Raw genomic sequence first — 19,762 nt, forward strand, 5'->3', positions numbered from 1 at the left:
CGGGCCCAGGGCCCCCCGGCTCAGTCCTCGAAGGTCGCGGTCAGGGCCTCGGCCAGCCCCGGCACCAGGTCGGAGCCGGTGAGGACCTCCGTGGCGGAGTCCTTCTCACGCAGGCGCAGGGCCGACTCCCGGGCGCCGTCGCGCAGGACCGCTACCGTCATGCGGACCTCCTGGCGCTCGGGGTGGCCGGCCACCCACTTCGCCAGCTTCGCCCCGTCCAGTCCCTGCGGGACCTGTGCCTCGGCGGACGGGGGCAGCATCATGCGCTCCACGGTCAGCGCGCAGCCGGCCACCGCGTCGGGCCAGGCGATGGTGGCGAGAAACTCGTCGAGGGGCCGGTCGGCAGGGACCTCGTCCTGCTCGACCGGGGTGAGACCGGAGGTCTCCTGCTCGTCCGCCAGGCCGAGCTGTGCCGCGAGGGCGGGTTCCTGGGTCCGCAGCCGCGCGGTGTCTACGAGGGCGAAGAGGCGAGCGGGCTGGTCCCAGCCGAGGCCGGAGGCGTACTCGTCGATCTCGAGTACCGCCCGGGTGAGCGGGTTCGCTGCCATGGGAGTGTTGGACATGGTCACAATCCTGCCTCGTTCCTGGGCGGAATCGGGAACCGAGTAAACGGTGAGTAAGTTGCATAGGTGTGGGCCCACGATTCCGAGGGCCCACCGTACGGTCCGCGGACTCGGGGGCCTGACGCAACGAAACCGAATCAACAGCGACTTTCGAGGTGCACACCTTGGCTTTCCAGATGCCGGACCGCGGCGGAGGCCCGACAGGGCCGCGGATGAGAGTGGGCCGCCCGTCCCGGCGTGCCAGGACCCTGCTCATGACACTGGGCGTCCTCGCCGTCCTCGGCATGGTCTTCGCCATGTTCGCGGGCTTCTGGACGGACTGGCTGTGGTACCGGTCGGTGCACTACTCGTCCGTGTTCACCACCACCCTGTGGACCAAGATCGGACTGTTCTTCGTCTTCGGCCTGCTGATGGCGGCCGCGGTCGGGCTGAACATCTGGCTGGCGCACCGGCTGCGGCCGCCGCTGAGCGCGATGTCGGTGGAGCAGCAGAGCCTGGACCGCTACCGGATGAGCATCGCGCCGTACAAGAAGTGGCTGCTGAGCGGCATCACGGCGCTGGTCGGGCTGATCGCCGGTGCCTCCGCCGCGAGCGAGTGGCGGACCTGGCTGATGTGGGTCAACGGCGTGGCCTTCGGCAAGACGGACCCGCAGTTCCACCTGGACGTCTCCTTCTACGCCTTCGACCTGCCCTGGTACCGCTTCCTGCTGGGCTTCGGCTTCGCCGCCACGATCCTGTCCCTGATCGCCGCGGTGCTCACCCACTACCTGTACGGCGGGCTGCGCGTCACCAGCCCCGGCGCGCGTGCCACGGCCGCGGCGACCGGGCATCTGTCGGTGCTCCTCGGCGTCTTCGTGACGCTGAAGGCGGTGGCCTACTGGCTGGACCGGTACGGACTGGCGGTGAAGTCCAGTGACTTCAAGGCGACCGGCAACTGGACGGGCCTGAGGTACGTCGACGCCAACGCCTATCTGCCGGCCAAGACGATCCTGTTCTGCATCGCCGTCATCTGCGCGGTGCTGTTCTTCGCCACCCTGTGGCGGCGCACCTGGCAGCTGCCGGTCATCGGCTTCGGCCTGATGGTGCTGTCGGCCATCCTCATCGGCGGCCTGTACCCGGCGATCGTCCAGAAGTTCCAGGTCGAGCCCAACGAGCAGGCCAAGGAAGCCGCGTACGTCCAGAAGAACCTCGAGGCGACCCGCGAGGCCTACGACATCGACGACACCAAGGTCACCGACTACGCGGGCACGAGCGACACCCAGGACAAGGCGAAGCTGCGGGACGCCGCCGCCGACGCGGCCAGTTACCGGCTGATGGACCCCAACATCGTCTCGCCGACGTTCGAGCAGCTCCAGCAGGTGCGCAACTACTACGGGTTCCCGTCCAACCTGGCCGTCGACCGGTACAAGACCAAGGACGGCAAGGTCCAGGACACGGTCATCGGCCTGCGCGAGCTGAACCTCGCCGGGATCCCGAAGAACAACTGGATCAACGACCACTTCCGCTACACCCACGGCTACGGCGTGGTCGCGGCCAAGGGCACCGAGGCCGACGAGGGCCGCCCGGTGTTCACCGAGTACAACCTGCCGTCCACGGGCGACCTCCCGCGGTACGAGCAGCGGATCTACTACGGCGAGAAGACCAGCACCTACTCCATCGTCGGCGGTCCCCAGAAGGAGATCGACTACTCCGACGACACCGGTGAGAAGACCACCAGCTACAAGGGGAACAGCGGTGTCAGCCTCGCCAACCCGCTGAACCGGGCCGCGTACGCGATGGCGTTCAACGAGCCGCAGATCCTCTACTCCGGCGCGATCGGCGACGGTTCGCGGATCCTGTACAACCGCACGCCCAAGCAGCGCGTCGAGGCGGTCGCCCCGTGGCTGACGATCGACGGGGTCTCGTATCCGGCGGTGGTCGACGGGCGCGTCCAGTGGATCGTCGACGCCTACACGACGACCAACGGCTACCCGTACTCCTCGCGCACCACCCTCGGTGACACGACGCTGGACTCGCTGACCGCCGCCAACAACCAGCGGGTGGTGGCCCAGCAGAACCAGGTCAACTACATCCGCAACTCGGTCAAGGCGACCGTCGACGCCTACACGGGCGAGGTCAAGCTGTACCAGTGGGACACCCAGGACCCGGTTCTGAAGACCTGGATGAAGGCGTTCCCGGGCACGGTCGAGCCGAAGAAGGACATCTCCCCGGAGCTGTTGTCCCACATCCGGTATCCGCAGGACCTGTTCAAGGTGCAGCGCGAACTGCTCACGCGCTACCACGTCACGGACGCGCAGACCTTCCTCAGCGGCAGCGAGGTGTGGCAGATCCCCAACGACCCGACGAACAGGTCGGGCGACGCGGTGCCGCCGTACTACCTGAGCCTCAAGATGCCCGGTGAGTCGTCCCAGACGTTCTCACTGACGACGACGATGACGCCGAACGGCCGTGACAACCTGAGCGCGTTCATGACGGTCGCCGCCGACGCGAACACGAGCGACTACGGCAAGATCAGCATCCTGAAGCTGCCCACGGGCAAGACGATCGACGGCCCGAAACGGGTGCAGAGCCAGTTCAACTCCGAACCCTCGATCGCCGAGTCCATCCGGCTGCTGAAGGGTGGCGACTCGGAGGTCGAGTACGGCAACCTGCTGACGGTGCCGCTCGACGGCGGACTGCTCTACGTCGAGCCGGTCTACCTGCGCGGCGGCGGCCTCAAGTACCCGCTGCTGCGCAAGGTCCTGGTGACGTACGGCGGCAACACCGCGTTCGAGGACACGCTCGACAAGGCCCTCAACAAGGTGTTCGGTACGGAGGGTTCGGCCACCGAGCCGCCCGGCTCCGGCTCCGGCTCTGGCTCCGACACCGGCGGTGGTGGCACCGGCAGCGGCGAGAAGAACCCGCCGCCGTCGAACAACCCGACGGTCCAGGAGGCGTTGAAGGACGCCCAGAAGGCCTTCGAGGACGGTCAGACCGCCCTGAAGAACGGCGACTGGCAGGCGTACGGCCAGGCGCAGAAGGACCTTCAGGACGCCCTGAAGCGGGCCGAGGACGCGCAGGCGCAGGCGGACAAGCCCGGCGCCGGCGGCAAGAACGGCGACGGCAAGGGCGGCGCGAGCCCGGGTGCGAGCGCCAGTCCGGCACCAAACAGCAGTCCAAGCGGTAGCCCGAGCGGGGGCTGATCGCTCCCGCCGAGTCCAAGGGCCCGGATCCGTCCTGCGGATCCGGGCCCTTCGCCGTGTGCGAACGCATGTACCGACGTGCCCTGCGGCCGTGCCGCCGTGGGGAGTTGGGCGATCTGTGTTTGACTTGTCTCTCTGTGGGCATGTCGACAAAACGCTGAAGTGACCTCACTGGCTGGGGTATTACGGATGTACCCGGGTTGCAGGTGGTGCGACGATGGACGTTATGGGGGACAAGGCAACTCTGTTCGAGACGGGGCGATTTGTGCAGGATTCCGGCTCTGGTGAGACCGGAGGCGAGGCGCGCGACGAGTCCATGGCGGCCGCGGACGAGACCGCAGAGCTGGCGCGCCGTCGCCTCGCCGCCGAGGCGGGCGACGTCGAGGCCATGAGCGTCCTCGGGGCCATGCTGCTGCGGCGCGGCAACCTCGACGCCGCCGAACCTCATCTGCGCTCCGCCACCGCGGGCGGCGACCGCGCAGCGGCCAACAACCTGGGAGTCCTGCTCCACCAGCGCGGTTACGCCGACGAAGCGGCCGGATGGTGGCGCATCGCCGCCGTCGCCGGATCCGCGGCGGCCGCGCACGCGCTCGGCCGGCACCACCGCGAGCGCGGCGACGAGCCCGCCGCCGAGTACTGGCTGCGCCAGTCCGCCGAGCAGGGGCACGTCCTCGGCGCCTACGCCCTCGCTGACCTGCTGGAGCACCGCGGCGACGCCGGGGCCGAGCGCTGGATGCGGGTCGCCGCCGAGCGGGGGCACCGGGAGGCGGAGTACCGGCTGGCGCGGGCACTGGACCGGCGGGCCGGCCGGCAGTCCGGCGGAGAGGGTCCCGGCCTGCCGGCGGAGGCCGAGCAGTGGTACCGCCAGGCCGCCGCGCGCGGGCACCGGCGGGCCGCCCTGCACCTCGGCGCCATCCTGGAGAAGCGCGGCGACCTCAAGGAGGCCGGCCGCTGGTACCTGACCTCCGCCAAGGACGGCGAGGCCAGGGCCGCCTGCGCGCTCGGGTTCCTGCTGCGGGACGCCGGTGACCCCGAGAACGCCGCCCTGTGGTGGCTGAGGGCCGCGCAGGACGGCGACGGCAACGCGGCGAACGCGCTGGGCGCGCTGCACGCCGAGCGCGGCGAGACGCAGACCGCCGAGCGGTGGTACCGGGCGGCGATGGACGCGGGCGACATCAACGGCGCCTACAACCTCGGACTGCTCTGCGCCGAGCAGGGCCGTACCGCGCAGGCCGAGCAGTGGTACCGGCGCGCGGCCTACGCCGGGCACCGGGAGGCGTCGAACGCGCTGGCCGTCCTGCTGCTCCAGGGGGGGGACACCAGTGGGGCCGAGCCGTGGTTCTCCAAGGCGGCGGAGGCCGGGAGCGTCGACGCCGCCTTCAACCTGGGGATCCTCTACGCCGGGCGGAGCGAGGACGCCCAGGCCCTGCGGTGGTACGAGCGGGCGGCGGCGGCCGGGCACACCGAGGCCGCGTTGCAGGTGGGGATCGCCCGGCTGCGCGCGGGCGACGAGCGGGCGGCCGAGCGGCACCTGCGGTGCGCGGCCGGCGGCGGCAGCCCGGAGGCGGCGTACCGGCTGGCCACCGTGCTCGACGCCCGGCGGCCACCGGCGGCCGCGCACGAGTTGGGGGAGCCGGCGATCCAGGAGAAGACCGAGTGCGAGGAGTGGTACGAGCGGGCGGCCGGCCAGGGACACCGGCGCGCGCAGGTGCGGGTCGGGATGCTGGCCGCGACCCGCGGGGACGTGGTCGAGGCGGCGCGGTGGTACCGCAGGGCGGCGGAGTCCGGCTCCCGCAACGGCGCGTTCAACCTGGGACTGCTGCTCGCCAGGGAGGGCAGTGAGCCGGAGGCGGCCACCTGGTGGGCGCGGGCGGCCGACGCCGGGCACGGGCGGGCGGCGCTGCGGCTCGCCCTGGTGCACGCGCGCCGCGGCGAGCTGGCCGAGGGGCAGGGGTGGGCCGACCGGGCCGTGGCGCTGGGGCCGGCGGAGGTCGCCCAGCGGGCCGCGCGCCTGCGGGACGCGCTGCGCGAGGAGCTGTCGGCGTGACGCGGATCCCGGGACGCGGGTCGTGTGACGCAGGTCCTTCCGACGTCCCCGTAAACGATTTGCTTCTCGGTGCGCCGGTCACGTAGTGTTGCATTCATCGACGCGGGGTGGAGCAGCTCGGTAGCTCGCTGGGCTCATAACCCAGAGGTCGCAGGTTCAAATCCTGTCCCCGCTACTGAAGGCCGAGGGCCGGAATCCGATCAAGGATTCCGGCCCTCGGTGTTTTCCGGAGGCGCTTCCGGGAGTGGAGCACAAAAGAAGGACCCCCGCGCACCGTCGAGGTGCCGGGGGTCTTCTCTCGTCTCGCGAGTGAGGCTTGCGAAGGGGGCCGTCAGGCCGCCGCGCAGTTCGGGCAGAGGCCGCGGTAGGTGACCTCCACGTTCGAGACCGTGAAGCCGAAGCGCTCCGAGTCGGGCAGGTCGGCCAGCGGGTTGCCGCTCGGGTGGACGTCCCGGATCGCGCCGCAGCCGGCGCAGACCAGGTGGTGGTGCGGCCGGTGCGCGTTGGGGTCGTACCGCTTGGCGCGCTTGTCGGTGCTGACTTCCAGGACCTCGCCGAGGGAGACCAGCTCGCCCAGCGTGTTGTAGACGGTCGCCCGGGAGATCTCGGGCAGCTTGGCGACAGCCCGGGCATGGACCTCGTCGGCCGTCAGATGGACGTGTTCGCCGTCGAGGACCTCGGCCACCACACGCCGCTGCGCGGTCATCCGCCATCCGCGTCCGCGCAGCCGTTCCAGAAGGTCACTCATACCGACCAGCCTAACAGCAAGGGGGAATAGATCCCGAATCAGTGTGACTTTGGAGCTCCACTTGACTTGGACTAAGTCCATTGTAGGATCGAGACTGGCTTTGGCCAAGCGACAGGAACGATGGAAATGACGCAGGAGGCGACGTGACCCAGGGGCCGCTCACGACGGAGGCCGGTGCTCCGGTTGCCGACAACCAGAACAGCGAGACGGCGGGCGTCGGCGGCCCGGTGCTCATCCAGGACCAGCTCCTGCTGGAAAAGCTCGCCCACTTCAATCGCGAGCGCATCCCGGAGCGCGTGGTGCACGCCCGTGGCGCCGGCGCCTACGGCACCTTCACGGTCACGGCCGACGTCACCCGGTACACGCGTGCCGCGTTCCTTTCCGAGGTCGGCAAGCAGACGGAGACCTTCCTGCGCTTCTCGACCGTGGCCGGCAACCTCGGCGCCGCGGACGCGGTCCGCGACCCGCGCGGCTTCGCGCTGAAGTTCTACACCGAGGAGGGCAACTACGACCTCGTCGGCAACAACACCCCGGTGTTCTTCATCAAGGACGCCATCAAGTTCCCCGACTTCATCCACACCCAGAAGCGCGACCCCTGCACGGGCAGCCAGGAGGCCGACAACGTCTGGGACTTCTGGGGTCTGTCCCCGGAGTCGACGCACCAGGTGACCTGGCTGTTCGGCGACCGCGGCATCCCGGCGTCGTACCGCCACATGAACGGCTACGGCTCCCACACCTACCAGTGGAACAACGAGGCCGGCGAGGTCTTCTGGGTCAAGTACCACTTCAAGACCGACCAGGGGATCAAGAGCCTCACCGCCCACGAGGCCGCCGTGCTCGCCGGCGCGGACCCCGACTCCCACCAGCGCGACCTGCGTGAGGCCATCGAGCGCGGCGAGTACCCGTCCTGGACCGTGCAGGTGCAGGTCATGCCGGCGGCCGACGCGGCGGCCTACCGCTTCAACCCGTTCGACCTCACCAAGGTGTGGCCGCACGACGACTACCCGCCGATCGAGATCGGCAAGCTGGAGCTCAACCGCAACCCGGAGAACATCTTCGCCGAGGTCGAGCAGTCGATCTTCAGCCCCGCCCACTTCGTGCCGGGCATCGGTCCCTCCCCGGACAAGATGCTCCAGGGCCGCCTCTTCGCGTACGGCGACGCCCACCGCTACCGCGTCGGCATCAACGCCGACCACCTGCCGGTGAACCGTCCGCACGCCACCGAGGCGCGCACCAACTCCCGTGACGGCTACCTGTACGACGGCCGCCACAAGGGCGCGAAGAACTACGAGCCGAACAGCTTCGGCGGGCCGTTCCAGACGGACCGGCCGCTGTGGCAGCCCGTGCCGGTCACCGGCGTCACCGGTGACCACGAGGCGCCGGTCCATGCCGAGGACAACGACTTCGTCCAGGCCGGCAACCTCTACCGCCTGATGTCGGACGAGGAGAAGGAGCGCCTGATCGGCAACCTGGCGGGCGCCATCGCGCAGGTCTCGCGCGAGGACATCGCCGAGCGGGCGATCAGCAATTTCCGTCAGGCGGACGACGACTTCGGCAAGCGGCTGGAGGCCGCGGTCCAGGCCCTGCGCGGCTGACTCCAGCACTGGACCGCTTGTCGCGGACGGCGGGCCGGGTCCCTTCGGGGGCCCGGCCCGCCGGCGTGCGTTCAGGCCGTGCCCGCGCCCGCGGCCGCCGCGTGCTGCCGGACCGGTGCCCAGCAGCGGATGATGTCGCGGACCGAGACGATGCCCGCAGGCTCGTCGTGGTCCAGGACGATGAGGTGCCGGAAGCCGCCGCGGGCCATGGCGCCCGCCGCCTCCTCCAGGGTCCAGGACGGCGCGGCGAACACGACGTCGGTGGTGGTGTGCGCGTGCACGCGCTCCGTGTCCGGGTTCTGGCCCAGACCCACGGAGTTGAGGACGTCGCGTTCGGTGAGGATGCCGATGCCACCTGCGTCGGGGTCGTGGACGACGGCGGCGCCGACGTGGCGCGCGGACATCAGGGCCGCCGCCTGTCGGAGGGTGTGTGTGGGACCGATGGTGAGGACCACCGTGCTCATGGCGTCGCGGACGAGCATGGGATGGAGCCACCTCCTCGGGGAATCCGGCTGGTGCGTGCCCGGCGGGTGAGCCGCCTCTCGGACACTGCACAAGTTCACAAGGGGGGAACTCCCAGAGTCTCAGGCAAAGCGCGGGTCAACAAGGGGGCGTGCGCGGTCCGGCGGGGGCGCGCGCAGGCGTTGCCCGTCACCCGTCAGCGCCGGCCGAGATACCCCAGCATCTCGTCGTGCAGCAGCCCGTTGGACGCGGCGGCGTTGCCGCTGTGCGGGCCGGGGCGGCCGTCGAGGCCGGTGAAGGTGCCGCCGGCCTCGGTCACGATGATCGCGTTCGCGGCCATGTCCCACAGGGACAGCTCCGGCTCGGCACAGAAGTCGACCGAACCCTCGGCGACCATCATGTACGGCCAGAAGTCGCCGTAGGCACGGGTGCGCCAGACCGCGCGGGTCAGATCGAGGAAGCCGTCCAGGCGGCCCTGCTCCTCCCAGCCGCTGAGCGAGGAGTACGCGAAGGAGGCGTCCGAGAGGTCCGCCACGCGGGACACCCGGAGCCTGCTCGCCTGCGCCAGGCTGCGGCCCATGAAGGCGCCGTGGCCCTTCGCGGCCCACCAGCGGCGGCCCAGGGCGGGGGCGGAGACGAGGCCCACGACGGGATGGAAGCCGCCCTCGCCGGCCTCCATCAGGGAGATGAGCGTGGCCCAGACCGGGACGCCGCGCACGTAGTTCTTGGTGCCGTCGATCGGGTCGACGACCCAGCGGCGGGGGCCGGTGCCCTGGATGCCGTACTCCTCGCCGAGGACCGCGTCGCGGGGGCGGGCGCGTTGGAGCTGGCCGCGGATGAGTTCCTCCGCCGCCTTGTCCGCCTCACTGACCGGGGTCATGTCCGGCTTCGTCTCGACCTTGAGGTCGAGGGCCTTGAAACGGTCCATGGTCGCGGCGTCGGCGGCGTCCGCGAGGACGTGGGCCAGGCGCAGGTCGTCGAGGTAGTCCGGCATGCCAGAACCGTATCCGCCCGGGGCGGCCCGGGGCCACGGGGGGCGGAGCGGGCCGGGACGCCCCCTGCGGGCGGACGCGCGCGTGGGTACCTCCCTGGCGCACACGTGCCGTCACGGACCCTTGACAGTGCGTTCGGGGGCGTCAAATCTGGGCGCACAGCCGCTCGCCCCAGGGAGGCGAAGATGCCTGCAGCGCGGGAATCCCTGCTGGACGCCGCCTACTCGGCGCTGACAGGGCGGCCGTGGTCCGCGGTCCGCATGGTTGACGTGGCCGCGGCGGCCGGGGTCTCCCGGCAGACGCTGTACAACGAGTTCGGCAGCAAGGACGGTTTGGCGCGGGCCCTGGTCAGGCGGGAGGCGGACGGCTATCTCGCCGGGGTCGAACGAGCCCTGGTGACCCCCGCCGACCCGCGCGAGCGGCTCACCGCCGCCGCCGAGTGGACGGTGTCCGCCGCCCGGGACAACGTGCTGGTGAAGGCGATGCTCACCGGCTGCTGGAGCGAACGGCTGCCCTCGCCCACGCTGTCGGCGGTGCCGTCCTCCAGCGCGGTTCCCGCGCAGCGCCGGGCCGACGGCCCGCTGCCGTCGCCCGGCGACTTCGTGGCGATCGTCCGCGACCGCGCCGCGACCCTGCTCTCCGCCCCCGGCACCCCCAGGGCCGACACCGCCGAACTTGCCCGTGCCTGCGAGCTGGTGATCCGCCTCGCCCTGTCGTGCGTGGCCGCGCCGCCGGACCGGGGCGGGGTCGCCGGCCTGGCGCGCGGCGCGCTCCCGCGCCACCTGGCCTGACCCGGCCGCGCCCAGAGCCGTCGCGTCAGTGCGCGGAACCGGACAGCTGGAGCCCGATCACCCCGATGATGACCAGGCTGATCGAGACGATCTTCAGCGTGGAGACCAGGTCGCCGAGGAAGACCATGCCGTAGATGGCGGTGCCCGCCGCGCCGATGCCGGTCCACACCGCGTACGCGGGGCCCACGTCGAGCTTCTTCAGGGACAGGGTGAGCAGGCCGAAACTGCCCAGGGCGAAGCAGCAGAAGGCGATGGTCGGCCAGAGCCGGGTGAACCCGTGCGACAGCTTCAGGCACACGGCGAAGCCGGTCTCGAGCAACCCGGCGACGATCACCAGCAGCCACGCCATGCAGTCCTCCCGAGCGTCCGCGTGCCGTGACCGCTTCGTCGTGCTTGGGGCAGGTCATGATCCGGCTCCGTGCGATTATGCACTTGCCGGACCGCGCCGCACCCAAACAACGCGGAGGTCAGTCGCCCTCCTTGCGCTCCCGCGTGGCCAGCAGCCGGCGCAGCGAGTACAGCCGGGCCGGGTCCGCGTGCCCTTCGGCGACCCACGGGTCCAGGGCGCAGTCCGGCTCGTCGTGACTGCACGCGCGCGGGCAGCCCTCGGTGCCCGGCTCCAGGTCGGGGAAGGCGTGGATCACCCGGCACGGATCGATGTGCGCGAGCCCGAACGACCGTACGCCCGGGGTGTCCACGACCCAGCCGTCCCCGCCCGCCAGCGGCAGCGCGAGCGCGGAGGTGGTGGTGTGGCGGCCCCGGCCGGTCACCGCGTTCACATGTCCCGTCACCCGCCGCCGATCCTCCGGCACCAGCGCGTTGACCAGGGTCGTCTTGCCCACGCCCGAGTGGCCGACGAACGCCGTGACCTTCCCGTCGAGATGCTCACGCACCCGGTCCGCCGCCGCGCCGTCGTCCAGCTCGGCACGGCTGGTGACGACGTAGGGGATGTCCAGGTCCCCGTACAGCTCCAGGAGCTTGTCCGGCGGCGCCAGGTCCGACTTGGTCATGACCAGCAGTGGCTCGAGACCGCCGTCGTACGCCGCCACCAGGCAGCGGTCGATCAGGCGCGGCCGCGGCTCGGGGTCGGCGAGCGCGGTGACGATGGCCAGTTGGTCGGCGTTCGCGACGACCACGCGCTCGTAGGGGTCGTCGTCGTCCGCCGTGCGGCGCAGGACCGAGGCGCGTTCCTCGATGCGGACGATGCGCGCGAGGGTGTCCTTCTTCCCGGACATGTCGCCGACCAGGGCCACCCGGTCGCCCACGACGGCGGCCTTGCGGCCCAGTTCGCGGGCCTTCATCGCGATGATCGGGCGGCCGTCGACGAGGCATGTCAGCCGTCCCCGGTCGACGGTGAGGACCAGGCCCTCGGCGGCATCCTCGTGCTTGGGGCGGATGTTGGTGCGCGGCCGGTTGCCCTTGCGGTTGGGGCGGCTGCGGATGTCGTCCTCGTCGGTGTGCTTGCCGTAGCGGCGCATGACGTGTTCCCTACGCCCCGAGCATCCCGGTCCACAGGTCGGGGAAGTCGGGCAGTGTCTTCGCCGTGGTCGCCACGTTCTCGATCTGCACGCCCTCGACCGCGAGGCCGAGGATCGCTCCGGCCGTCGCCATGCGGTGGTCCTCGTAGGTGTGGAAGACCCCGCCGTGCAGGCGGCGCGGGCGGATGTGCAGGCCGTCGGCCGTCTCGGTCACGTCACCGCCGAGCTCGTTGATCTCCTTGGTCAGCGCGGCCAGGCGGTCGGTCTCGTGCAGCCGCAGATGGGCCACGCCCCGCAGGGTCGAGGGCGAGTCCGCGAGCGCGGCGACGGCCGCGATGCCCGGGGTCAGCTCGCCGACCTCGCCGAGGTCCACGTCGATGCCGTGCACGGCACCCGAACCGGTGAACACCAGGCCGTAGTCGGTGAGTTCGCAGGAACCACCCATCTCGGTGAAGATCTGCCGCAGCCGGTCACCCGGCTGGGTCGTCCGGGCCGGCCAGTCGGGGACGACGACCTTGCCGCCGGTCACCAGCGCCGCCGCGAGGAAGGGCTGGGCGTTGGACAGGTCGGGCTCCACGGTCAGGTCCCGGCCGAGCAGGGCGCCCGGGGTGACCCGCCAGACGTTCGGCTCGCCGCCCGACTCGGGGGTGTCCACCTGGGCGCCGACCGCCCGCAGCATGTCGACCGTCATCCGGATGTGCGGCAGCGACGGCAGCGACGACCCGGTGTGCCGGACCTCCACGCCCTGGTTGAAGCGTGGCCCCGACAGCAGCAGGGCGCTGACGAACTGGGACGAGGACGAAGCGTCGATGTCCACCGGGCCGCCGTCCAGCGCGCCGCTGCCCTGCACGGTCATCGGCAGCGCGCCGCGGCCGTCGTCGTCGATCCGGGCGCCCAGGACGCGCAGCGCGTCGATGACGCCGTCCAGCGGGCGTTCGTACGCGCGCGGGTCGCCGTCGAAGCGGATGGGGCCGTCGGCCAGCGCGGCGACCGGCGGCAGGAAGCGCATCACCGTGCCGGCGTTGCCGACGTCGATGGTGGCCGGGCCGTGCAGCCCCGCGGGGATCACGCGCCAGGCCTCCCCGGTTCCGTCCGGCCCGACGCCCTCGTCGATGCCGACGCCCATGGCCCGCAGGGCGCCGGCCATCAGCAGCGTGTCGCGGGAGCGCAGGGGGCGGCGCAGCCAGCCCGGCTCGGAGGCGAGGGCGGCGAGCACCAGCGCGCGGTTGGTGACGGACTTCGACCCCGGCACGTGGACCGTCGCGTCGACGGCTCCGCTCGCGTGCGGGGCGGGCCAGAGGGCGGTATGTGCGGGGTTCGGGGCCATGGTCCCCACCTTAGAGCCTGTTCCGAGTCCCCCGCCTGCGCCCTCACGCCCGGCACGCACGCCCGCCGCACGGCGCCGGCGGACGTATCGAGGGAGGCCGGAGGGATCGCCTCAGCCCGCCAGCAGCCACCGGCCGCCGCCGATCAGCGAGCACAGCGACACCGCGTGGAACAGGAACAGCCACAGCGCCGCCGGGACGTGCGTCAGCCGCGACAGCTGGTCCGCGTCCGAGTCCCCGGCGCCCCCGCGCGCCCGCTTGGCCTGGAGCTCGAAGGCCGGGCGCACCCCGCCGAGCAGCAGGAACCAGACCACCGCGTACGCGAACGCCGCCTGCACCTGCGGTCCGGTCAGCCAGGACACCAGCAGGAACAGGCCGCCGGTGAGGAGCACGGTGAGCGCGCCGTAGGCGTTGCGGATCATCACCAGCATGGCCACCAGCAGCGCCGTGGCCACCCACAGCAGCAGCGTGATGCGGCCGGTGGCGAGCAGAGCCGCGCCGCCCAGGCCCAGCAGCGGGGGAGCGGTGTAGCCGGCGGACGCCGTGAGGATCATGCCGATGCCGTGCGGCTTGCCCCGGCTGACGGTCAGGCCGCTGGTGTCGGAGTGCAGGCGTATGCCGGTCAGGGTGCGTCCGGTGAGCAGCGCCACCAGTCCGTGCCCGCCCTCGTGCGCGATGGTGATCGCGTTGCGCGAGAGGCGCCACAGAGTGTGCGGGACGACCACGGCGAGCGCGGCGGCCGCGGTGGCGATCACCACCCACAGGTCGGGGTCGGGCTGGGTGCCGACGAGCCGGTCCCAGAGATCGGGCAGCGCGGTGGCGGCGAGGCTGTCCATGTGTCCGAGTGGCTCCCTGTCCGTGTGCGCGGTCTGGCAGTGTTGCACGTATGTGCGGACGGTATGCGGCGAGTCGCGGCCCCGGGGATCTCGCAGGAGTCTTCGAGATCCAGAGGTGGGACCCGGAGGAGACCCTGGAGCCCGATTACAACGTGGCCCCCACCAAGGAGGTCCACGTGATCCTGGACCGTCCCCTGAAGGACGCCGGCGACCGCAGTCCGGTTCGCCAGCTGCGGAAGCTGAGGTGGGGGCTCGTACCGTCGTGGGCGAAGTCCCCGGAGGGCGCCGCCCGGATGATCAACGCTCGCGCGGAGACCGTGCACGAGAAGCCGTCGTACCGCCGCGCCTTCGCCGCCCGGCGCTGCGTCGTGCCCGCCGACGGCTACTACGAGTGGGTCACCGGCACCCAGGAGCGGGAGCTGGAGGTCGAGGGCCGGCGCAAACGCCCGCGCAAGCAGCCCTACTTCGTGACCCCGGCGGACGGCTCGGTCTTCGCGATGGCCGGGCTCTACGAGTTCTGGCGGGACCGCACCCTGCCCGACGACCACCCGCGGGCCTGGTGGGTGACCTGCTCGGTGATCACCACGGAGGCGGAGAGCACCCCGCTGGCCGTGGCCCCGGCCGAGGGCCCCGGCTCGCTGGCCGAGATCCACCCCCGGATGCCGCTGATGCTGACCCCGGACCGCTGGGACGCCTGGCTGGACCCGGCCCGCACCGACCCGGACGACCTGCGCGCGCTGCTCACCCCGCCGCCTCACGGCCTGATGCGCGCCTACCCGGTGTCCACGGCCGTCAGTAACGTCCGCAACAACGGGCCGGAGCTGCTCAAGGAGCTCCCGGCGCCCGAAGAGGGCACACTCTTCTGACGTGGGCGACCCGAGCGACGTGAGGGACATGAGCGACCTGAGCGAGACCGTCGAGACGGAGGCGGGCGCGGCCCGCGTCACCTGGCACCGGGCCCCCGCGGCACATCTGGTGGTCGCCCTGAGCCACGGAGCCGGCGGCGGTGTCGAGGCCCGCGACCTCCAGGCCCTGGCGCGCACCCTCCCCGGGCACGGCGTCACCGTCGCGCTGGTCGAGCAGCCCTGGCGGGTGGTCGGCAAGAAGGTCGCGCCCGCGCCGAGGACGCTGGACACCGGCTGGCGCGGGCTGTGGCCCGCCCTCACCCGGCCGGGGCTGCCGGTGGTCGCGGGCGGCCGCAGCGCCGGGGCGCGCGTCGCCTGCCGTACGGCGGCCGGCCTTGGCGCGCACGCCGTCCTCGCCCTCAGCTTCCCGCTGCACCCGCCGGGCAGGCCCGAGAAGTCCCGCGCCGACGAGTTGCTCGGCGCGGGGGTGCCCACGCTCGTCGTCCAGGGCGGCAACGACCCGTTCGGCAGCCCCGCGGAGTTCCCGGAGGGCTCCTACCGGCTCGTCGAGGTGCCGTACGGCGATCACGGCTTCGCCGTCCCGAAGCGGGCGTCCATCACCCAGGACCGGGCCCTGGAGATCATCGCCGACGCCGTCGCACAGTGGACCGCGTCACTCGGGTGACCCGCGGGAATGCCCGGCGGACCCCCGCTGTTGAGCGAATCAGAAGTGCCGCTCCCGGCGCCGACGTCACACGAGAGGGAGTCCGCCGCATGGGTTCGACCGTTTGCCCGAGCCGCAGCAGCCGCACTGACCTGGACTGGACGGTGCTGCACGCGGCGCGGACCGCTCCTGTTCGAGCGGCGGCAGGCACGGCTCGTCGTCTATCCTCCGATTCGAGTGGAACCGCATTCGGTGCCACGACGTCGCTTGAGGAGGTGGGTCCGGTTCCCGGTACCGACGCAGGGACCGACAACGGCCAGGCGGAGCAGCCCGAGGGCCGGGGCACGAGCGTGGGCGGATCCGTGGAGTCGACGACCGAGCGCAGCGCGCGCTTCGAGCGGGACGCGCTGGAGTTCCTCGACCAGATGTACTCGGCCGCGCTGCGCATGACGCGCAACCCGGCCGACGCCGAGGACCTGGTGCAGGAGACCTACGCCAAGGCGTACGCGTCCTTCCACCAGTTCCGCGAGGGCACCAACCTCAAGGCGTGGCTGTACCGGATCCTCACCAACACCTTCATCAACTCGTACCGCAAGAAGCAGCGCGAGCCGCAGCGCAGCGCCGCCGAGGAGATCGAGGACTGGCAGCTCGCCCGCGCCGAGTCGCACATGTCGACCGGTCTGCGCTCCGCCGAGTCGCAGGCGCTCGACCACCTGCCCGATTCGGACGTGAAGGAAGCGCTGCAGGCGATCCCCGAGGAATTCCGCATCGCCGTCTACCTCGCGGATGTAGAAGGCTTTGCGTACAAGGAGATCGCGGACATCATGGGGACACCCATCGGGACGGTGATGTCCCGGCTGCACCGGGGCCGCCGTCAGCTGCGCGGCATGCTCGAGGACTACGCCCGCGAGCGCGGACTGGTCCCGGCCGGCGCCGGAGAGTCGGACGAAGCGAAAGGCTCGGGCTCATGAGCTGCGGAGACCCGCACGAGACGGACTGCGGTGAGGTACTCGACCACCTCTACGAGTTCCTCGACAGTGAGATGCCGGACGTCGACCGCACCAAGTTCGAGCACCACTTCGAGGAGTGCTCGCCGTGCCTCGAGAAGTACGGCCTGGAGCAGGCCGTGAAGAAGCTGGTCAAGCGGTGCTGCGGGCATGACGACGTGCCCGCGGACCTGCGCGCCAAGGTCATGGGGCGGATCGATCTCATCCGCTCAGGCCAGACCGTCCCCGAGCATGACGTGACCGCGGCACCGGTGACTCCGCAGGAGTCCTGACCCGCTGCACGCGGACGCCCGCCCGGCGCTCCGCTCCCTTCACCCGAACGTGCTAATCCCCGGGGCTGGGCCTCGTGGGCTCCCCGCCGCGCCCCCTACGCTCCCACCGTGGACAGGCATGACCGGGGAGGGGCGGCATGGAGGCGGTTGCCCCGCGGGCCCGTGCGTATGTCGCCTGTGCCGTCCTCGCCGCCCTGGCCTGTCTGCTGCCGCTGCCGCTGACGCGCACCTCCTGGTGGGCGGTCGCCCTGCTCACCGGGGTGTACGCCGGGTGCAGGCAGTTCGCCCGGCGCAGCCTCGCCGGGCCCTTCTACCCCGTACTGCTCGCGGCGGCCTTCCTGCTGCCGCCGCCCGCCGCCGCCGTCGTCGCGCTGCCGGGTGTGCTGCTCGCCCGCGCCGGGCGGCGGCCCGAGGGGCTGCGCCGGATCTGGCGGGCCGCGCAGCTCGCCCTCGCGGTGTGGACGGCCGCCCGGGTGCACGGGGCGCTCGGCGGCCCGGACGCCGTCGCCGGCTGTGACTTCCCCTACGTCCTCCTGCCCGCGGGCGCTGCCGTGCTCGCCTTCTGCCTGGTGCTGACGGCTCTGGACGGCGGGGTCCTCGCGCTGGCGGAGCACGTGCCGGCGCGGCGGGCGTGGCAGGGGCTGCTGGCACGGTCGCTGGCGCCCGTCGCGGTGCACGGGCTCGCCGGGCTGATGATGGCCGTGCTGTGGGTCAGCCCCTACGGTCCCGTCGCCGCGCTGCTCGTCCTGCTGCCGATGTGCGTCTCCGGCTGGGTGTACGCCCAGTACCACCGCGAGCGGTCCGCGCACCGGGCCACCATCCGCGCGCTGGTGCAGGCCGTCGACATCAAGGACGGCTACACGCGGGGGCACAGCGAGCGGGTGGGGCAGGCCTCCATGCTGATCGCGCGCGAGCTGGGCATGGACGACGAGCGGGTCGAGGTGCTGCGGTTCGCCGGCATCCTGCACGACGTGGGCAAGCTGGGCGTGCCCACCCGGCTGCTGCGCAAGGACGGGCCGCTGACCCCCGAGGAGCGGCGCGTGATCGAGCTGCACCCCGAGTACGGGCACGAGATGGTGCGCGGGATCTCCTTCCTCGGCGAGGCCCGCTCGGCGATCCTGCACCACCACGAGCGGCTCGACGGAGGCGGCTACCCGTACGGGCTGACGGGCGGTCAGATCCCCGAGTGCGCACGGGTGGTGGCCGTCGCGGACGCCTTCGACGCGATGACGTCCACCCGGTCCTACCGGCGGGCCCGGCCGGTGGCCGCCGCGCTGGCGGAGCTGGAGCGCTGCGCGGGAACCCAGTTCGACCCGCGGATGGTCACGGCGCTGGTCCGGGCCCTGGACCGGTACGGCTGGCACCCGGCGGTCACCGCGCAGGACGGTACGCCCGTCGCCCCGCCCGCACCCTTCCGCGCCGTCTCCGGCACCTCCGGCCCGGCCTCGGCGGCTCCCGGCGGCGCGGACGGCACGCCCGCCGTCCCTTCGGACGCGGCATCCGGCGGGGCGAGCGGGCCGGCGGTGCCGTACGCCACCGAGGACGGCGACCTCGGCGGCCGGCCGGAAGCCCGTCGATGAGCAGACCCCTCCTGCTGCTCCTCATCCGCGGCTCGGCGGTCCTGGTCGCCCTGCTGTCCCTCACCGTCACCCTGTGGACCGGCCTGGAGGAGCGCGGGGCCGCCCTCGCCTTCGGGGCGCTGGTCCTCGTCGGCGAGCTGACCCGGTGGACCGGGTCCGAGTCCCGGGAGGCCGCGCCGCTCGGCGCCGCCGGGGCGCTGTCGTACGCGCTGCTGGGCGCGGACGCCGGCCGGCCCAGTCACCACGGCGCCTGCCAGGTCGTCGCCGTGGTGATCGCCGCCTGCCTCCTGGGCGGCGTGCCGCACATCGCGCGCGGTCGCGGACCGACGCTCGACCACCTGGCGCGGCGGATCCTCACCGTCGCCTTCGCCGCCGTCTGCTTCCAACCCCTCTACGGCGAAGGGGCGTTCGAGGACTGGGTCGGTCCGGCGTACGCGCTGCTGCTGCTCGCGCTCCTGGTGCTCACCGCGCTGTGCGGCGCCGTGCTCGCCGCCGCGCAGGCGCACGGGCGCACCCGGTGGCCGTTCGGGCCGCTGCTGCGGGAGGAGCTGCGGGGCCTGCGCGGGATCGGTTCGGCGGTGTGCGCGACCGGCGCGGTGATGGCCCTCGCCGTCGCCGTGGCCGGGTTGTGGGCGCTGCCCGTGTTCTCGCTGCCGCTGCTGCTCACCCAGCTTTCCCTCGGACGGTACGCGGCCGTGCGCAGGACCTACCGGCAGACCATCGCCTCCCTGGCCCGGGCCACCGAGGTGGCCGGGTACACCCCGGCCGGGCACGCCCGGCGGGTGGCCGCGCTCAGCCGGGCCGTGGGCCGGGACCTGGGCCTCGCCGAACCGGAGCTGACCGTCCTGGAGCACGCGGCCCTGATGCACGACATCGGGCAGCTCAGCCTGGTCGATCCGGTGCCCGCCGGGGCCACCGCGGGGCTGCCCGCCGAGGAGCAGCGGCGGATCGCGCTGCTCGGCGGGGCCGTGGTGCGGCAGACCGGGGTCGACGCCCGGGTCGCGGTGGTGGTGGAGCGGCAGGCCGACCCCTGCCGGGAGCAGCCGCTGCCCGCGCGGATCGTGCGGGCCGTCAACGCCTACGAGGAGAAGGTGCGCGACGCCGGGCCCGGCGGTCCGCTCAAGGCCCTGGAGGCGCTGCGGCTGGCGGGAGCCGGCGCGTACGCCCCCGAGGTGGTCGAGTCGCTGGGCCGGGTGCTGTCGCGGGACAGCCTGTCCCTGCCCGCCCGGGGTCTTTCGTTCGGCTCAGCCCGGCAGGATCCAAACGAGAGGCCCTTGGGGTAACCCATGGGTAATGAGCGTCCCTCCAGTCGTACGTGGTTGGATGCGAATGAGAGGGTGTCCGGGGGCAGAAGCCGGCCCACTCGACGGAACTG

18 protein-coding genes and 1 tRNA gene are annotated in these 19,762 nt (G+C 72.3%); 11 read left to right on the forward strand and 8 right to left on the reverse strand.

What is annotated here, in order from left to right:
- Positions 1 to 20: 20 nt before the first annotated feature.
- Positions 21 to 563, reverse strand: coding sequence for a PPA1309 family protein (locus OIE49_RS23620; protein ID WP_199836580.1), 543 nt, complete (start codon positions 561 to 563; stop codon positions 21 to 23).
- Between the two features lie 176 nt (positions 564 to 739).
- On the opposite strand from OIE49_RS23620, the gene OIE49_RS23625 reads away from it, so the two are divergent.
- The 3 genes from OIE49_RS23625 (at position 740) to OIE49_RS23635 (ending at position 5,967) form a co-directional block, all read left to right on the forward strand.
- On the forward strand, positions 740 to 3,745 hold the full coding sequence (locus OIE49_RS23625) for a UPF0182 family membrane protein (RefSeq protein ID WP_326806312.1): 3,006 nt from the start codon (positions 740 to 742) through the stop codon (positions 3,743 to 3,745).
- Between the two features lie 217 nt (positions 3,746 to 3,962).
- On the forward strand, positions 3,963 to 5,792 hold the full coding sequence (locus OIE49_RS23630; RefSeq protein WP_326804029.1) for a tetratricopeptide repeat protein: 1,830 nt from the start codon (positions 3,963 to 3,965) through the stop codon (positions 5,790 to 5,792).
- 101 nt (positions 5,793 to 5,893) lie between these two features.
- Positions 5,894 to 5,967, forward strand: a tRNA-Met gene (locus OIE49_RS23635).
- A gap of 156 nt (positions 5,968 to 6,123) precedes the next feature.
- Here OIE49_RS23635 and OIE49_RS23640 read toward each other — a convergent pair.
- Positions 6,124 to 6,540 carry a Fur family transcriptional regulator gene (locus OIE49_RS23640; RefSeq protein ID WP_100568161.1) on the reverse strand — a complete coding sequence of 139 codons (417 nt, stop codon included), beginning with the start codon at positions 6,538 to 6,540 and terminating at the stop codon, positions 6,124 to 6,126.
- A 143-nt stretch (positions 6,541 to 6,683) separates the two neighbouring features.
- Between OIE49_RS23640 and OIE49_RS23645 the strand changes: the two genes are divergently transcribed.
- Complete coding sequence (locus tag OIE49_RS23645; RefSeq protein ID WP_326804030.1) at positions 6,684 to 8,135, forward strand: catalase; 1,452 nt, start codon at positions 6,684 to 6,686, stop codon at positions 8,133 to 8,135.
- 71 nt (positions 8,136 to 8,206) lie between these two features.
- On the opposite strand, the gene OIE49_RS23650 is transcribed toward OIE49_RS23645, so the two are convergent.
- Both OIE49_RS23650 and hisN read right to left on the reverse strand, forming a co-directional pair.
- Complete coding sequence (locus OIE49_RS23650; RefSeq protein ID WP_326804031.1) at positions 8,207 to 8,617, reverse strand: CBS domain-containing protein; 411 nt, start codon at positions 8,615 to 8,617, stop codon at positions 8,207 to 8,209.
- Positions 8,618 to 8,793: 176 nt separating this feature from the next.
- The gene (gene hisN / locus OIE49_RS23655; RefSeq protein ID WP_100568158.1) at positions 8,794 to 9,591 is read right to left on the reverse strand and encodes a histidinol-phosphatase; all 798 of its coding nucleotides are present in this window, start codon (positions 9,589 to 9,591) and stop codon (positions 8,794 to 8,796) included.
- Between the two features lie 183 nt (positions 9,592 to 9,774).
- Between hisN and OIE49_RS23660 the strand changes: the two genes are divergently transcribed.
- On the forward strand, positions 9,775 to 10,380 hold the full coding sequence (locus OIE49_RS23660; RefSeq protein ID WP_100568157.1) for a TetR/AcrR family transcriptional regulator: 606 nt from the start codon (positions 9,775 to 9,777) through the stop codon (positions 10,378 to 10,380).
- A 25-nt stretch (positions 10,381 to 10,405) separates the two neighbouring features.
- Here OIE49_RS23660 and OIE49_RS23665 read toward each other — a convergent pair whose 3' ends face one another.
- The 4 genes from OIE49_RS23665 to OIE49_RS23680 all read right to left on the reverse strand — a co-directional run bounded on the left by OIE49_RS23665 (position 10,406) and on the right by OIE49_RS23680 (position 14,019).
- Positions 10,406 to 10,729 (reverse strand): DMT family transporter, encoded by a 324-nt coding sequence (locus OIE49_RS23665; protein WP_100568156.1) that lies wholly within the window; start codon positions 10,727 to 10,729, stop codon positions 10,406 to 10,408.
- Between the two features lie 118 nt (positions 10,730 to 10,847).
- Positions 10,848 to 11,858, reverse strand: coding sequence for a ribosome small subunit-dependent GTPase A (gene rsgA / locus OIE49_RS23670; RefSeq protein ID WP_326804032.1), 1,011 nt, complete (start codon positions 11,856 to 11,858; stop codon positions 10,848 to 10,850).
- Between the two features lie 10 nt (positions 11,859 to 11,868).
- Positions 11,869 to 13,185: a 3-phosphoshikimate 1-carboxyvinyltransferase gene (gene aroA / locus OIE49_RS23675; protein ID WP_326804033.1), complete on the reverse strand. Its 1,317-nt coding sequence runs from the start codon at positions 13,183 to 13,185 to the stop codon at positions 11,869 to 11,871.
- Positions 13,186 to 13,296: 111 nt separating this feature from the next.
- On the reverse strand, positions 13,297 to 14,019 hold the full coding sequence (locus OIE49_RS23680) for a M50 family metallopeptidase (protein WP_326804034.1): 723 nt from the start codon (positions 14,017 to 14,019) through the stop codon (positions 13,297 to 13,299).
- Positions 14,020 to 14,069: 50 nt separating this feature from the next.
- Between OIE49_RS23680 and OIE49_RS23685 the strand changes: the two genes are divergently transcribed.
- The 6 genes from OIE49_RS23685 (at position 14,070) to OIE49_RS23710 (ending at position 19,670) form a co-directional block, all read left to right on the forward strand.
- A complete protein-coding gene (locus tag OIE49_RS23685; protein WP_326804035.1) occupies positions 14,070 to 14,885 on the forward strand; it encodes an SOS response-associated peptidase in 816 nt (271 codons plus the stop codon).
- Between the two features lie 28 nt (positions 14,886 to 14,913).
- Positions 14,914 to 15,549 (forward strand): alpha/beta hydrolase family protein, encoded by a 636-nt coding sequence (locus OIE49_RS23690; protein WP_326806313.1) that lies wholly within the window; start codon positions 14,914 to 14,916, stop codon positions 15,547 to 15,549.
- Positions 15,550 to 15,803: 254 nt separating this feature from the next.
- Positions 15,804 to 16,499, forward strand: a complete 696-nt coding sequence (gene sigR, locus OIE49_RS23695; protein WP_326804036.1) for an RNA polymerase sigma factor SigR — start codon at positions 15,804 to 15,806, stop codon at positions 16,497 to 16,499.
- Positions 16,496 to 16,807 (forward strand): mycothiol system anti-sigma-R factor, encoded by a 312-nt coding sequence (gene rsrA / locus OIE49_RS23700; protein ID WP_100568150.1) that lies wholly within the window; start codon positions 16,496 to 16,498, stop codon positions 16,805 to 16,807. Before sigR ends, rsrA begins: the two co-directional genes overlap by 4 nt.
- 137 nt (positions 16,808 to 16,944) lie before the next feature.
- A complete protein-coding gene (locus tag OIE49_RS23705; protein ID WP_326804037.1) occupies positions 16,945 to 18,387 on the forward strand; it encodes an HD-GYP domain-containing protein in 1,443 nt (480 codons plus the stop codon).
- Positions 18,384 to 19,670: an HD-GYP domain-containing protein gene (locus tag OIE49_RS23710; protein ID WP_326804038.1), complete on the forward strand. Its 1,287-nt coding sequence runs from the start codon at positions 18,384 to 18,386 to the stop codon at positions 19,668 to 19,670. The genes OIE49_RS23705 and OIE49_RS23710 overlap by 4 nt, the downstream gene beginning before the upstream one ends.
- The last annotated feature ends 92 nt before the right edge of the window (positions 19,671 to 19,762 follow it).

It is taken from the genome of Streptomyces sp. NBC_01788 (assembly GCF_035917575.1).
Lineage (GTDB): Bacteria > Actinomycetota > Actinomycetes > Streptomycetales > Streptomycetaceae > Streptomyces.